The organism is Pseudomonas chlororaphis, assembly GCF_001921865.1.
GTDB classification, from domain to species: domain Bacteria; phylum Pseudomonadota; class Gammaproteobacteria; order Pseudomonadales; family Pseudomonadaceae; genus Aquipseudomonas; species Aquipseudomonas chlororaphis_D.
In genome coordinates, this window is the sequence record NZ_MSCT01000005.1 from 308,710 (window position 1) to 322,077 (window position 13,368).

The following is a 13,368-nucleotide window of genomic DNA, read 5'->3' on the forward strand; positions in this document are numbered from 1 at the left end:
GAGGACCGAATTCCATGAACGCTTCCACCTTCAAATACCTGGGCCGCCTGTTATCCGAACTGGCGGTGCTGCTGGCTATTTATCTGTTCGGCTGCCAGTTGGCCGCCTGGCTGGCATGGCCGATTCCCGGCGGGGTGATCGGGCTGGCGCTGTTGCTGCTGGCGTTCGCCCTGGGCTGGGTCAAGCCGGCGATGCTGCAAACGGGGGCGGGGCTGCTGATGGCCGAGATGTTGCTGTTCTTCATTCCGGCGCTGATGAGCCTGCTCGATTATGGCGGCCTGCTACGCCAGGACGGCTGGCGCATCCTGCTGGTGATCGGCGTCAGTACGCTGACGGTGATGCTGGTCACCGCGTTCACCGTGGAAGGGGTGTGCCGCTGGAGGATGCGCCATGACGCTTGAGCCCATGCCAGTGTTCTGGCTGGCGCTGACGCTCGCGGCCTATCTGTTCAGCCGCTGGCTCTACCGGCGCACGGGGCGCTACCTGCTGTCGCCGCTGATCCTGGTGCCGGCCCTGCTGCTGGCGATCGCCGTGCCGTTGCACACCGCCTATGCCGAATACTCCGCCAACACCCATTGGCTGATGCTGGTTTTGGGGCCGGTCACCGTGGCTTTCGCGGTGCCGATCTGGCAACAGCGCCAGTTGTTGGTACGCCATTGGTCGGCCTTGCTCCTGGGCATGCTGGCGGGCAGCGCTGCGTCTATCGCCAGTTCCTTCGCGCTGGCGCGGGGGCTGGCCCTGGACAGCTCGGTGACGATGTCCCTGGTGCCGCGTTCGATCACCACCCCGTTCGCCATGCCGCTGGCCCAGGACCTGGGCGGCGTGCCCGAGCTGACGGCGGTGTTCGTGATGTTCACCGGGGTGTTCGGCGCCATGCTCGGCGGCGTCCTGCTCAAGTGGCTGCCGCTGCGCAGTGCCCTGGCCCGCGGCGCGCTGTTCGGGGTCGGGGCCCACGGCGCCGGGGTCAGCCGGGCCCATGAAGTGGGCGGCGAAGAGGGCTCCGTGGCCGGCCTGGTGATGGTGCTCACTGGCCTGCTGAACCTGTTCGCCGCGCCTTTATTGGCGTCGTTGCTTTGACGGTTGACTTGTACCGATTGGAACTAAAATAAGCACTGACCCGCTCGGTCAGTAAGCTGGCTGCCAAGGCAACTACCTGAACCCGAGCGGCTGACTAGACTGACCCCCACGTCCGAAAAACATAATAAAAACTGCCGTCACTGAGGTCATCGCCGTGAGCCTATCCTCTGTTCCGTCGACATCGAGTGTGAAAGACCAGGTCAGCGCTGCCGAATGGCAGACCCGCGTCGACCTGGCCGCCTGTTATCGCCTGGTGGCGATGCATGGCTGGGACGATCTGATCTTTACCCATATTTCCGCCAAGGTCCCTGGCACCGAAGACTTCCTGATCAATCCGTTCGGCCTGATGTTCCATGAGATCACCGCGTCCAGCCTGGTGAAGGTCGACCAGGCCGGCAATAAACTGATGGACAGCCCCTACGAGATCAACCCCGCCGGCTACACCATCCACAGTGCCGTGCACGAGGTGCGCCACGATGTGGCCTGCGTGTTGCACACCCATACCGCGGCCGGGGTCGCGGTGTCGGCGCAACGGCAGGGGGTGTTGCCGATCAGCCAGCAGTCGTTGTTCGTGCTCTCGAGCCTGGCTTATCACGCCTATGAGGGTGTGGCCCTGAACCACGAGGAAAAAGCCCGGCTGCAAGCCGACCTGGGCGAGAACAATTTCCTGATGCTGCACAACCACGGGTTGCTGACGTGTGGCGGCACCATCGCCGATACCTTCCTGATGATGTTCACTTTCCAGCGTGCCTGCGATATCCAGGTGCTGGCGCAGAACGGCGCGGCGCAACTGATCGCCATCGAGCCGCAGATCCTGGCCGGGGCCAAGGCGATGATCGCCGGGGTCACCAAGAGCGCCCAGGGCATGGGCGGCGCACTGGCCTGGCCGGCGCTGCTGCGCAAACTCGATAAACAAGACGCGGGTTATAAACTCTGATGCCTATCACCGAGATTCCTCTGTGTGTATGGCGCAAGCGCGGGCATGACTTCGAGTTTCGCGGCCAGACCATTCGCTATTGGACCACGGGGCAGGGCGAGCCGCTGCTGCTGATCCACGGTTTTCCCACCGCCTCCTGGGACTGGCATTACCTGTGGCAACCCCTGGCCCAGCGTTACCGGGTGATCGCCTGCGACATGCTCGGCTTCGGCGACTCGTCCAAACCGCGCAACCACCGCTACAGCCTGCTGGAACAGGCGGACCTGCAGCAGGCCTTGCTCGAACACCTGGGGGTGAACGCGCCCGTGCATCTGCTGGCCCACGACTATGGCGACAGCGTCGCCCAGGAGCTGCTCGCCCGGCACTACGAAGACCGCTGCGACATCGCCAGTTGTGTCTTCCTCAACGGCGGGTTGTTTCCGGAAACCCATCGGCCGGTGCTGATGCAGAAGCTGCTGCTCAGCCCGCTGGGCTGGATGCTCGGCCGGGCGTTCAGCCGCGAGGGCCTGGCGAAGAGCTTCAGCCAGATCTTCGGCCCGCAGACCCGGCCCAGCGAAAGCGCGCTGGACGATTTCTGGAGCCTGGTGGAGGCCAATAACGGCCCGCGGATCCTGCACAAGCTGATCGGCTATATCCCCGAGCGCCGCGTGCAGCGCGATCGCTGGGTGGCGGCGATGCAGCGCGGCGAGGTGCCGCTGCGGGTGATCGACGGCGCGGTGGACCCGATTTCCGGGGCGCACATGGTCGAGCGTTACTGCCAGCTGATTCCCGACCCGGACACCGTGCTGCTGGCCGGCATCGGCCATTATCCGCAGACCGAGGCCCCGGTCCAGGTGCTCCAGCATTACCTGGCCTTTCGCGAGAACCTGGAGTTGCCGCCGCAGAAGGTGGCCTGCTCCTGAAATAACCCGGCGCGGTCCTTGGCCAACCCGGCCCTGGCTTGCGCCGGACGAACAAGCGTCGATCATCCCCCTGCCTTATTGCGCACCATTCAGCCCCAGCCGTATTTATTGTGACCGTAAGCCGCGTGCCTGACACTCGGGCCTATTGTCCATCTGGCCTGTGGGAGTTCGGTATGAGTGAGTCTGTGCGCTTCGAGAATAAAGTCGTGATCGTCACCGGTGCCGGCGGCGGTCTGGGGCGGGCTCACGCATTGTTGTTCGCCAAACACGGGGCGAAGGTGCTGGTCAACGACCTGGGCGGCTCGGCCCAGGGCGAGGGCGCCAATGCCTCGGCGGCGGACCGGGTGGTGGCGCAGATCCGCGAGGCCGGCGGCATCGCCGAGGCCAACCACGATTCGGTGACCGACGGCGACAAGATCGTACAGAACGCCCTGGATGCCTTCGGCCGGGTGGATGTGGTGGTGAACAACGCCGGCATCCTGCGCGACAAGACCTTCCACAAAATGGAAGACGCCGACTGGGACCTGGTGTACCGCGTCCACGTCGAAGGCGCCTACAAGGTGACCCGCGCTGCATGGCCGCACCTGCGCGAGCAGGGTTATGGCCGGGTGATCTTCACCGCGTCCACCTCCGGTATCTACGGCAACTTCGGCCAGTCCAACTACGGCATGGCCAAGCTCGGCCTCTACGGCCTGACCCGGACCCTGGCCCTCGAAGGGCGCAAGAACAACATCCTGGTCAACGCCATCGCGCCGACCGGCGGCACGCGGATGACCGAAGGGCTGATTCCGCCCCAGGTGTTCGAGCAGCTCAAGCCGGAACTGGTCAGCCCGCTGGTGGTGTACCTGGGCAGCGAAAACTGCCAGGAGACCTCCGGCCTGTTCGAGGTCGGCGGCGGCTGGATGGGCAAGGTACGCTGGGAGCGCAGCCTGGGCCTGGGCTTCGACCCGCGCGCCGGTTTCTCCCCGGAAGACGTCGCCGCGCACTGGCAGCAGATCTGCGACTTCGAAGGCGCGGCGCACCCCAAGGACAACATCGAAGCCTTGAAAGAGATGATGCAGAACCTGCAGCAATACGCGATCTGAGGCGCCCGCTCGCCCGCCTGCAACCGCGGTCTGCGCGGTTGTACTCCTGATGCGTTGGTCACTATGCTCGATGCACATCGACCGCATAAGGAAGCGCCGCTCATGTACGAATCCAGGACCCAGCCGCTGTTGTCGCGGCTGCTGTTTCTACGTCGCCTGTTTTTGCACGTCCTCGCCACCCTGGCACTGGTGGGCGTCTCGTTGCTGCTGGGGATCGCCGGGCACCTGTATTTCGAGCCGGGCGTGGGCTGGGACGAGGCGCTGTTCAACGCCGCGATGGTGCTTGGCGGGATCGGCCCGGCGGCCATGCCGGAGACGGCGGGGGGCAAGCTGTTTTTCGCCAGCTACGGCCTCTATACCAACCTGGTGTTCGTCGCCGCCTTCGGCCTGATCCTGACCCCGGTGGCCCATCGCCTGCTGCATCGTTTTCACTTCGATCCCGACGAACGCAAAGGCTGACAGGCACCCTGTAGGAGCGAGCTTGCTCGCGATAGGGTTTCGCCTGACACACCGCTGATCGCGAGCACGCTCGCTCTTGCAGAAAGCACCGGGCATAAAAAAGGCCGCTGCAAAGCAGCGGCCGAAGGAAGACGTTAGATCAAGGAGCAACAAATCAACGTCAGTGAACACGTGCCGAAGATCTGAATATCGTTGCTTCAAACCTTCTCAATCCTCTTGCCCCCAAGGCGGCGCGATCACACCTCTGGGCGACTCTGCGTGGCTGTTTGCCGTGAGAGCGAGGCCAGAATAAGGCCTGCTGGACCTGGGAAAAATAGCGATTCGGGACAAGGACTGTTACAGCTTGGGCAACAGTGGTGCGCGCCGGACGGGCATGCACCGCAACGGTGCAATCCATCCACCTGATACCCGTCCATCCAGCCCGTCGATGCGTTGCGCAAAGGCCCGGCCGACGAGGGCATTCATCCTTTCGGGCGACAACGCGAATACCTCCTTGGTGCGCTTATCGCTCCTGTGCGCCGGCAGTAGGGTGAGGCCTTCTGTCACTCACCGGGGAAGACGCATGACAAAAACAACAATGCGCGCCATCTTCAAACCGCGGGCGCTGGCCGTCGCGGTGGCCTTGGGGTGCTGTGCCCAGGCACAGGCCGTTTCGTTCAACATCGGGGAAATCGAGGGGCAGTTCGATTCGTCGCTGTCCATCGGCGCCAGCTGGGGCATGCGCGACGCCGACAAGGATCTGGTGGGTGTGGCCAACGGCGGTCGCGGGCAGTCCTCCACCGGCGACGACGGGCGCCTGAACTTCAAGAAGGGCGAGACCTTCTCGAAGATCTTCAAGGGCATCCACGACCTCGAACTGAAATACGGCGACACCGGTGTGTTCGTGCGCGGCAAGTACTGGTACGACTTCGAGCTCAAGGACGAGGACCGCGAGTTCAAGCCCATCAGCGACCACAACCGCAAGGAGGGCGCCAAGTCGTCCGGCGGGCAGATCCTCGACGCCTTCATCTATCACAACTATTCCATCGCCGACTTGCCGGGCACCGTGCGCGTCGGCAAGCAGGTGGTCAGTTGGGGCGAAAGCACCTTCATCGGCAACTCGATCAACAGTATCAACCCGATCGACGTCTCGGCGTTCCGCCGCCCCGGCGCGGAGATCAAGGAAGGCCTGATCCCGGTGAACATGCTGTTCGCCTCCCAGGGCCTGACCGACCAATTGACCGTGGAAGGTTTCTACCAGCTGGAGTGGGACCAGACCGTGGTCGACAACTGCGGCACCTTCTTCGGCAACGACGTGGTAGCGGACGGCTGCACCAGCGGCTACACCGTCGGCAGCCCGGCGATCCGGCCGCTGCAACCGATTGCCGCGGCGTTCGGCCAGGGCTTCACCGTGGCCCCCGAAGGCGTGGTGATCGGCCGCGCCGGCGACCGCGACGCCCGCGACTCCGGGCAGTGGGGCACGGCCTTGCGCTGGCTGGGCGACGACACCGAGTACGGCCTGTACTTCATGAACTACCACTCGCGGACCCCGACGGTCGGCACCATCACCGCCGGCAGCAGTACCCTGGCGAGCATCCCGGGGATCGTCAGCACCGCCAACCGCATCGCCCCGGGCACCGGTGCGGCCCTGGCCCAGAGCGTGATGCTCGGCCGTGGCCAGTACTACCTCGAATACCCGGAAGACATCCGCTTGTACGGCGCCAGTTTCTCCACCACCTTGCCCACCGGCACCGCCTGGACCGGCGAGATCAGCTACCGGCCCAACGCCCCGGTGCAGGTCAACACCAACGACCTGACCCTGGCCCTGGTCAACCCGATCGCCGGCGGCGCCGCTTCGCCGGTCCAGACCAGCGCGGGCGCCGACAACACTGGTTACCGGCGCAAGGAAATCACCCAGATCCAGAGCACCCTGACCCAGTTCTTCGATCAGGTGCTGGGGGCCGATCGCCTGACCCTGGTGGGCGAGGCGGCGATCGTGCGGGTTGGCGGCCTGGAGTCCAAGAGCAAGCTGCGCTACGGCCGCGATTCGGTCTATGGCCAATATGGCTACGGCGGCGATACCGATGGCTTCGTCACGCCGATGTCCTGGGGGTACCGCGCGCGGGCGATCCTCGATTACAACAACGTGATCGCCGGGATCAACCTCAAGCCCAACCTGTCCTGGTCCCACGACGTCAACGGCTATGGGCCCAACGGCTTGTTCAACGAGGGCGCCAAGGCGGTGAGCCTCGGGGTCGACGCCGACTACCGCAACACCTACACCGCCAGCCTCAGTTACACCGATTTTTTCGGCGGCGACTACAACACCCTCAAAGACCGCGACTTCCTCGCGTTGAGCTTCGGCGTGAACTTCTGATCAAGCCTCGACAGGATGGATAACCTTATGCGCAAGACTCTTTTGCAATGCGGCGCCCTGGCCTTGACCCTGCTGGCGGTCAACGTGATGGCGGCGGTCACCCCGCAGGAAGCGGACAAGCTCGGCACCAGCCTGACCCCGCTGGGCGCCGAGAAGGCCGGCAACGCCGACGGCTCGATCCCGGCCTGGACCGGCGGCATCGGCAAGAACGCCGGGGCCGAGGATGCCAAGGGCTTCCTCGCCGACCCGTTCGCCAATGAAAAGCCGCTGTTCACCATCACCGCGGCCACTGTCGACAAGTACAAGGACAAACTGTCCGACGGCCAGGTGGCGATGTTCAAGCGCTACCCCGACACCTACAAGATCCCGGTCTACCCGACCCATCGCACCGTCGGCCTGCCGCCGGAAATCTACGAGTCGGCCAAGCGCAGCGCGTTGAACGTCACCTCGATCAACGACGGCAACGGCCTGGCCAATTTCACCGGCAACCGCTACTACGCCTTCCCGATTCCGAAGAATGGCGTGGAGGTGCTGTGGAACCACATCACCCGTTATCACGGCGGTAACCTGCGGCGCATCATCACCCAGGCGACCCCGCAGACCAACGGCAGCTACACGCCGATCCGCTTCGAGGAAGAGGTGGCTGTGCCGCAGCAGATCCCGGACATGGACCCGGAAAAAGGCGCCAACGTGCTGACCTTCTTCAAGCAGTCGGTGACCGCTCCGGCGCGCCTGGCCGGCAACGTGCTGCTGGTGCACGAAACCCTCGACCAGGTGAAGGAGCCGCGCCTGGCGTGGATCTACAACGCTGGCCAGCGCCGGGTACGCCGCGCCCCGCAAGTGGCCTACGACGGGCCGGGCACCGCCGCCGACGGCTTGCGCACCTCGGACAACTTCGACATGTTCTCCGGCGCGCCGGACCGCTACGACTGGAAGCTGGTGGGCAAGAAGGAGATGTACATCCCCTACAACGCCTACAAGCTGGATTCGCCGAGCCTCAAGTACGACGACATCATCAAGGCCGGGCATATCAACCAGGACCTGACCCGCTACGAGCTGCACCGGGTCTGGGAAGTGGTTGGCACGGTCAAGCCGAGCGAGCGGCATATCTACGCCAAGCGCCATATGTACATCGACGAAGACAGCTGGCAGGTGGCCCTGGTGGACCACTACGACGGGCGCGGCCAACTGTGGCGGGTGGCCGAGGGGCATGCGCAGTTCTATTACAACCACCAGGTGCCGGCCTACACCCTCGAAGCGCTGTACGACATCATCGCCGGGCGCTACATCGCCCTGGGGATGAAGAACGAAGAGAAGCACAGCTTCGAGTTCGGCTTCGCCGCCAAGGCCGCCGACTACACCCCGGCGGCGCTGCGCGCGGCGGGCGTACGGTAAGGCTGCGGATACAAACGCTGGCAAAAGGCGACCGATCGGTCGCCTTTTTTATGGCCGCGAATCAGCGCGCTGAATACTTCTCAACAAGCGCCGGCGACGGGGCTAGGGTGGCGGCACGCAGGTTAAAACGATAAAAAGGCCCGCTGTCATGACCGCCATGCTCCCCTGTCCCGGATTCCTGCCCCGCCTGTCGTCCCATCACCTGTCCCGCAGCCGCCTGAGCGCGCCGCTTCTGGCCTCCACGGCCCGGGTCAAGTTGCTGTGCGCGCCCGCCGGCAGCGGCAAGAGCGCGCTGCTCGCCGAATGCCTGTTGCAGGCGCCGGCCGAGTGCCGGGTGTACTGGCTGCCCCTGGCCGGCGCGGTGCAGACCCCCGGGCAATTGTGCGCCGAGCTGGCGCGGGTACTGGGTCTGCAAGACGCGAGCGAGGCCGCGTTGCTGGGGTATCTGGCGCGTATCCAGAGCCCTGCCTGGCTGTTCCTCGACGATTACTGCCGGGTGGCGGCGCCGCAGTGGGACGGGCTGCTCGACCGCCTGCTGGCCCTCGACAATCCGGCGCTGACCTGGTGGCTGGGCGGTCGCCGTCGGCCGCAATGCAACTGGCCGCGGCTGCTGCTCGACGACCAGCTCTACGAGTACGCGGGCCCCGAGCTGGCCTTCACCCAGGCGGACATCGAACAGTTGCTGCGGCAATTGCCGCAGGCCTTGTCGAGCCATACCGCCAGCCGGATTTTCCAGCGCAGCGCCGGCTGGTGCGCGGGGGTACGCATCGCCTTGCTCGAAGGCAGTGACCTGGCCGCGGTGCCGTGCAAGCAGGGGCGGCCCAATACCCTGCTGGAATACCTCGAGCACGAGCTGTTCAGTGTCTTGCCGGCGGAGCTGACCGAGGTCTGGCAGGTCCTGGCGCACCTGCCGCGCTTCAATGCGCCCTTGTGCGAGCACCTGTTCGGTGCCGGGGAGGGCGCTCGATACCTGCGGGAGTTGCAGGAGCTGGGCTGCTTTATCGAGCCCTGGGAAGACTCGCCGCAATGGCTGCAAGTGTTCGCGCCCCTGGCCCGGTTGATGCGCGACGAACCCTGGCCGGCGGGGCGTTCCTGGCATCGTCGCGCCTGCCAGTGGTTCGCCGCCGGGGAAGACTGGCAGGCGGCGTTCGAGCAGGCGCTGCTGGCGCAGGAACACGAAGTCGCGGCCAGCCTGTTGCAGCACTTCAGCATCGAGCACTTGTTCGAGCGTGAGAACGTCGCGTTGCTGTTGCGCCTGCATGAGCAGCAGGGCGACGAGCTGATGTTCGCCAGCCCGCAACTGCTGGGCTTGTTGACGTCGGCCTTGCTGTTCGCCGGGCGCTTCGACCGGGCGCGGCACGGCATTGACCAGCTGGCGCGTTTTGCCCCGCAACCCTCGGCCTCCGCGCAGCGCCAACTGGTGGCGCGCTGGCAGGCGCAGCAGGGGTGGCTGTTGCACCTGCAAGGGCAGATGGCGGCGGCGCGGGAGCACTTTCTCGAGGCCCTCACCGAGCTGTCTGCCAGTGCCTGGCCGATCCGCCTGCTGTGCCTTTCGGGGCTGACCCAGCAGGCCCTACTCAGGGGCGAGCTGGAAGCGGCCCATGCCCTGAGCCGCGAGGCGTTGTGCCTGGCGCGGGCGCAGGATTCGTTGCTGTTCGAAGCGTTGCTGGAGTTGGATCACGCCCAGTTGCTGGAGCAGCGCGGGGCGTCCCATCGGGCAGAGAGCCTGTTGGCGCATGTGCATGAGTTATTGAGTCGGCAGGGCAATCGAGCCAGTCCCCTGCTCGGGCGTATTGCCTTGCGCCGCGGTCGCCTGGCATTGCGCCAGGGCTATGGCGAACAGGCCGCCGAGCATTTTCAGCGCGGCCTCGAACTGTGCCTGCCGAGCCAGGACAAACGCGTGCTCTACGGGTTTCTTGGCCAGGCGCTGCTGGCCGCCAACCAGGGCGATTACGCCCAGGCTTTCGTGTGTCTGCGCGATGCCGAGCGGCTGATGCAACAACGGCAGATTCCCGACTCGGTGTACCGCGGCGTGCTACTGCAAGTCAGCAGCAGCCTGTGGTTGCAGCAGGGGCGGCCGGAACTGGCCCATGAAGCCTTGAGCCGGGTGCTGCGCCACTGTCGCGGACCCCAGGCGGTGCAGGCGCCGCCGGCGAGCCTTGAACTGATTCCGCGGGTCGAATACCTGCTGGTGCTGGCCGAGGTTTACCTGCACCGCGCCCAGGCCCCGGTCGAGGCCTTGCAGCGCCTGCTGGAACAGGCCCGGCAACGGGGCATGCTGGGCTTGCAGACCGAGTTGCACTTGGCCCTGGCCGAGGTCGCCTACTTGCTGGGCGAGTGGACATTGTCCGCGCGGGCGCTGGGGGAGGGGGTGGAATTGGGCGCGCGATGCAACCTGCAACAACCGCTGCACGAGCTGCGTCTGCGCCAGCCGGCAATGCTGGAGGCGCCAGGGGGAACGGAACCCGAGGCGCCGCTGCCGGCAAACGGCGAGGGCCCGCTGAGCCAGCGCGAGTTGGAAGTGTTGCGGCTGATTGCCCTGGGCAGCTCCAATCAGCAGATCGCCGAGCAATTGTTCATTTCCTTGCACACGGTCAAGACCCATGCGCGACGCATTCACAGCAAGCTCAATGTGGAGCGCCGTACCCAGGCGGTGGCCAAGGCCAAGGCATTGGGGTTGATGTAGCGCAGGCCGATTCGACCCGAACGGCGCGGCTGCTGGCGGTCGCTGTGCCGCGGCCGCAAATGCTGATGACGTGACCTGTCAGCTAAATTGCACGGCTCTCTTTTACGACGGCTGCGCCGCCGAACGCAGCCTTCGGCAGCGGCTACAGGGTTGGTGATATCCCTGCTACGCACGGGCGCGCAGCGGCCGCAAACGGGGCGGCGCGCGATCAGGGCTGATAACCCATCCGCCAACTCACCGCCTGGGATGCCGCCAGCAGGCGTTGCGCCGCCGGGCCGTGCTCGTCGGCATGGAACAACGAGGTCGGGCCGACCACGGTCAGCACCGCGGCGACCTTGCCGGTGGCATCGAACACCGGCGCCGACAAGGCATCCACCCCGGGCATCAGCAGGCCGTGCACATGGTGCAGGCCACGCTGGCGGATCTGTTCGCAAAGTGCGGCATAGGCCTGTTGGTCAGCCAGCGCATGGGGGGCGTGGGCCTTGAGTTCCTGCTCGCGCAAATCGACGGTTTCGCGGCTCGGCAGGTAGGCGCCGAACACCAGCCCGGTGGACGAACTGAGCAGCGGCAGCACCGAGCCCAGTTGCGTCACCACGGTCACCGCGCGCACGGCGGGTTCGATGTGCACCACGGTCGCGCCCTGGTTGCCCCAGACCGCGAGAAAGCAGGTCTCGTTCAATTCGTCGCGCAGCTCGGCCAGGGGCAGGGCGGCGACCTTCAGTACGTCCATGCTGCCCAGGGCGGCCATGCCCACCCGCAACGCCTCGCGGCCCAGGCCGTAGTGGTTGGTGGCGGTGTTCTGCTCGGCGAAACCGCTGGCGATCAGCGCTTGCAGATAACGGTGGACCTTGCTCGCCGGCATCTGCACATGTTCGGCCAGGCGCGACAGCGAGGTGGCCGGCGACAGCTCGGCCAGGGCCTTGAGGATGTCGGTACCGACCTCGGCCGAGCGGACTTTCTGTTTACCGTTGCTGTCGCTGGTGCTGCGCGGCTTTTCCATGGAGGCGGTGTGATCCCGGGACGAATGGGCGTCTTTATAGCTTGACGGTCAATACCAATCAAATTACGTTATCCGTAATTGGATTACGATAAAAATAACGCACGCGTGCCCGGAGCTCTTCCCATGGAGTCGCAGGCCGCTGCCTACTCCCTGCCCAGGAGGCTCCATGAACCGCGATTCCACGGCGTCCGCACTGCAGTACCAGTCGGGCTTCGGCAACGAATTCTCCAGCGAAGCCCTGCCAGGCGCCTTGCCCGTCGGCCAGAACTCCCCGCAAAAAGCCCCCTACGGCCTTTACACCGAACTCTTCTCCGGCACCGCCTTCACCATGGTCCGCAGCGAAGCGCGCCGCACCTGGATGTACCGTATCCAGCCGTCGGCCAACCATCCTGCGTTCGCCAAGCTGGCTCGCCAGCTGGCAGGCGGCCCGTTGGGCGACGTCACCCCCAACCGCCTGCGCTGGAACCCGCTGGAGATCCCCGACGAGCCCACCGACTTCATCGACGGCCTGGTCAATATGGTCGCCAATTCGGCCGCGCAGAAACCGGCCGGGATCAGCATCTATACCTACCGCGCCAACCGCTCCATGGAGCGGGTGTTCTTCAACGCCGACGGCGAATTTCTGCTGGTGCCCGAACAGGGCCGCCTGCGCATCGCCACCGAGCTTGGGGTGCTGGAGGTCGAGCCGCTGGAAATCGCCGTACTGCCACGCGGCCTGAAATTTCGTGTGGAACTGCTGGACCCGCAGGCCCGCGGCTACCTCGCGGAGAACCACGGCGCGCCGTTGCGCCTGCCCGACCTGGGGCCGATCGGCAGTAACGGCCTGGCCAACCCGCGGGACTTCCTGGCCCCGGTCGCCCATTACGAAGACCTCCAGCAACCGACCACACTGGTGCAGAAATTCCTCGGTGAACTCTGGGGCTGCGAGCTGGATCATTCACCGCTGAACGTGGTGGCCTGGCACGGCAACAACGTGCCGTACAAATATGACCTGCGCCGTTTCAACACCATCGGCACCGTGAGTTTCGACCACCCGGACCCGTCGATCTTCACCGTGCTGACCTCGCCCACCAGCGTGCACGGCCTGGCCAACCTCGACTTCGTGATCTTCCCGCCGCGCTGGATGGTGGCCGAGAACACCTTCCGGCCGCCGTGGTTCCACCGCAACCTGATGAACGAATACATGGGCCTGATCCAGGGCGCCTACGATGCCAAGGCCGAAGGCTTCGTGCCCGGCGGCGCCTCGCTGCACAGCTGTATGAGCGCCCACGGCCCGGACGGCGAGACCTGCACCAAGGCGATCAACGCCGAGCTGCAACCGGCCAAGATCGACAACACCATGGCCTTCATGTTCGAGACCAGCCAGGTGCTGCGCCCGAGCCAGTTCGCCCTGGAATGCCCGCAATTGCAGAACGACTACGATGCTTGCTGGGCTTCGCTGCCCGCCACCTTCAATCCGAACCGGAGATAA

Annotated in this window: 11 protein-coding genes; 10 read left to right on the forward strand and 1 reads right to left on the reverse strand. The window is 65.3% G+C overall.

Annotation, left to right across the window (positions count from 1 at the left end):
* The first annotated feature begins 14 nt into the window (after positions 1-14).
* The 9 genes from BTN82_RS04335 to BTN82_RS04375 all read left to right on the forward strand — a co-directional run bounded on the left by BTN82_RS04335 (position 15) and on the right by BTN82_RS04375 (position 10,897).
* A complete protein-coding gene (locus tag BTN82_RS04335) occupies positions 15-401 on the forward strand; it encodes a CidA/LrgA family protein (RefSeq protein ID WP_075117930.1) in 387 nt (128 codons plus the stop codon).
* Complete coding sequence (locus BTN82_RS04340) at positions 391-1,077, forward strand: LrgB family protein (protein WP_075117931.1); 687 nt, start codon at positions 391-393, stop codon at positions 1,075-1,077. Before BTN82_RS04335 ends, BTN82_RS04340 begins: the two co-directional genes overlap by 11 nt.
* Before the next feature lie 154 nt (positions 1,078-1,231).
* On the forward strand, positions 1,232-2,014 hold the full coding sequence (locus tag BTN82_RS04345) for a class II aldolase/adducin family protein (protein ID WP_075117932.1): 783 nt from the start codon (positions 1,232-1,234) through the stop codon (positions 2,012-2,014).
* Positions 2,014-2,916, forward strand: coding sequence for an alpha/beta fold hydrolase (locus BTN82_RS04350; protein WP_075117933.1), 903 nt, complete (start codon positions 2,014-2,016; stop codon positions 2,914-2,916). Before BTN82_RS04345 ends, BTN82_RS04350 begins: the two co-directional genes overlap by 1 nt.
* A gap of 173 nt (positions 2,917-3,089) precedes the next feature.
* Positions 3,090-4,001, forward strand: coding sequence for an SDR family oxidoreductase (locus BTN82_RS04355; RefSeq protein WP_075117934.1), 912 nt, complete (start codon positions 3,090-3,092; stop codon positions 3,999-4,001).
* A gap of 102 nt (positions 4,002-4,103) precedes the next feature.
* Complete coding sequence (locus tag BTN82_RS04360; protein WP_075117935.1) at positions 4,104-4,460, forward strand: hypothetical protein; 357 nt, start codon at positions 4,104-4,106, stop codon at positions 4,458-4,460.
* A 562-nt stretch (positions 4,461-5,022) separates the two neighbouring features.
* Positions 5,023-6,816: a DUF1302 domain-containing protein gene (locus BTN82_RS04365; protein WP_075117936.1), complete on the forward strand. Its 1,794-nt coding sequence runs from the start codon at positions 5,023-5,025 to the stop codon at positions 6,814-6,816.
* A gap of 27 nt (positions 6,817-6,843) precedes the next feature.
* A complete protein-coding gene (locus BTN82_RS04370; protein WP_075117937.1) occupies positions 6,844-8,211 on the forward strand; it encodes a DUF1329 domain-containing protein in 1,368 nt (455 codons plus the stop codon).
* 148 nt (positions 8,212-8,359) lie between these two features.
* Positions 8,360-10,897 carry a LuxR C-terminal-related transcriptional regulator gene (locus BTN82_RS04375; protein ID WP_075117938.1) on the forward strand — a complete coding sequence of 846 codons (2,538 nt, stop codon included), beginning with the start codon at positions 8,360-8,362 and terminating at the stop codon, positions 10,895-10,897.
* A gap of 208 nt (positions 10,898-11,105) precedes the next feature.
* On the opposite strand, the gene BTN82_RS04380 is transcribed toward BTN82_RS04375, so the two are convergent.
* A complete protein-coding gene (locus BTN82_RS04380; protein WP_075117939.1) occupies positions 11,106-11,897 on the reverse strand; it encodes an IclR family transcriptional regulator in 792 nt (263 codons plus the stop codon).
* Positions 11,898-12,063: 166 nt separating this feature from the next.
* Between BTN82_RS04380 and hmgA the strand changes: the two genes are divergently transcribed.
* Positions 12,064-13,368: a homogentisate 1,2-dioxygenase gene (gene hmgA / locus BTN82_RS04385; RefSeq protein ID WP_075117940.1), complete on the forward strand. Its 1,305-nt coding sequence runs from the start codon at positions 12,064-12,066 to the stop codon at positions 13,366-13,368.

Coding starts and splice junctions, on each gene's coding strand:
- BTN82_RS04335 (WP_075117930.1), top strand. CDS start 15: ATGAACGCTTCCACCTTCAAATACCTGGGCCGCCTGTTATCCGAACTG.
- BTN82_RS04340 (WP_075117931.1), top strand. CDS start 391: ATGACGCTTGAGCCCATGCCAGTGTTCTGGCTGGCGCTGACGCTCGCG.
- BTN82_RS04350 (WP_075117933.1), top strand. CDS start 2,014: ATGCCTATCACCGAGATTCCTCTGTGTGTATGGCGCAAGCGCGGGCAT.
- BTN82_RS04355 (WP_075117934.1), top strand. CDS start 3,090: ATGAGTGAGTCTGTGCGCTTCGAGAATAAAGTCGTGATCGTCACCGGT.
- BTN82_RS04360 (WP_075117935.1), top strand. CDS start 4,104: ATGTACGAATCCAGGACCCAGCCGCTGTTGTCGCGGCTGCTGTTTCTA.
- BTN82_RS04365 (WP_075117936.1), top strand. CDS start 5,023: ATGACAAAAACAACAATGCGCGCCATCTTCAAACCGCGGGCGCTGGCC.
- BTN82_RS04370 (WP_075117937.1), top strand. CDS start 6,844: ATGCGCAAGACTCTTTTGCAATGCGGCGCCCTGGCCTTGACCCTGCTG.
- BTN82_RS04375 (WP_075117938.1), top strand. CDS start 8,360: ATGACCGCCATGCTCCCCTGTCCCGGATTCCTGCCCCGCCTGTCGTCC.
- BTN82_RS04380 (WP_075117939.1), bottom strand. CDS start 11,897: ATGGAAAAGCCGCGCAGCACCAGCGACAGCAACGGTAAACAGAAAGTC.
- hmgA (WP_075117940.1), top strand. CDS start 12,064: ATGAACCGCGATTCCACGGCGTCCGCACTGCAGTACCAGTCGGGCTTC.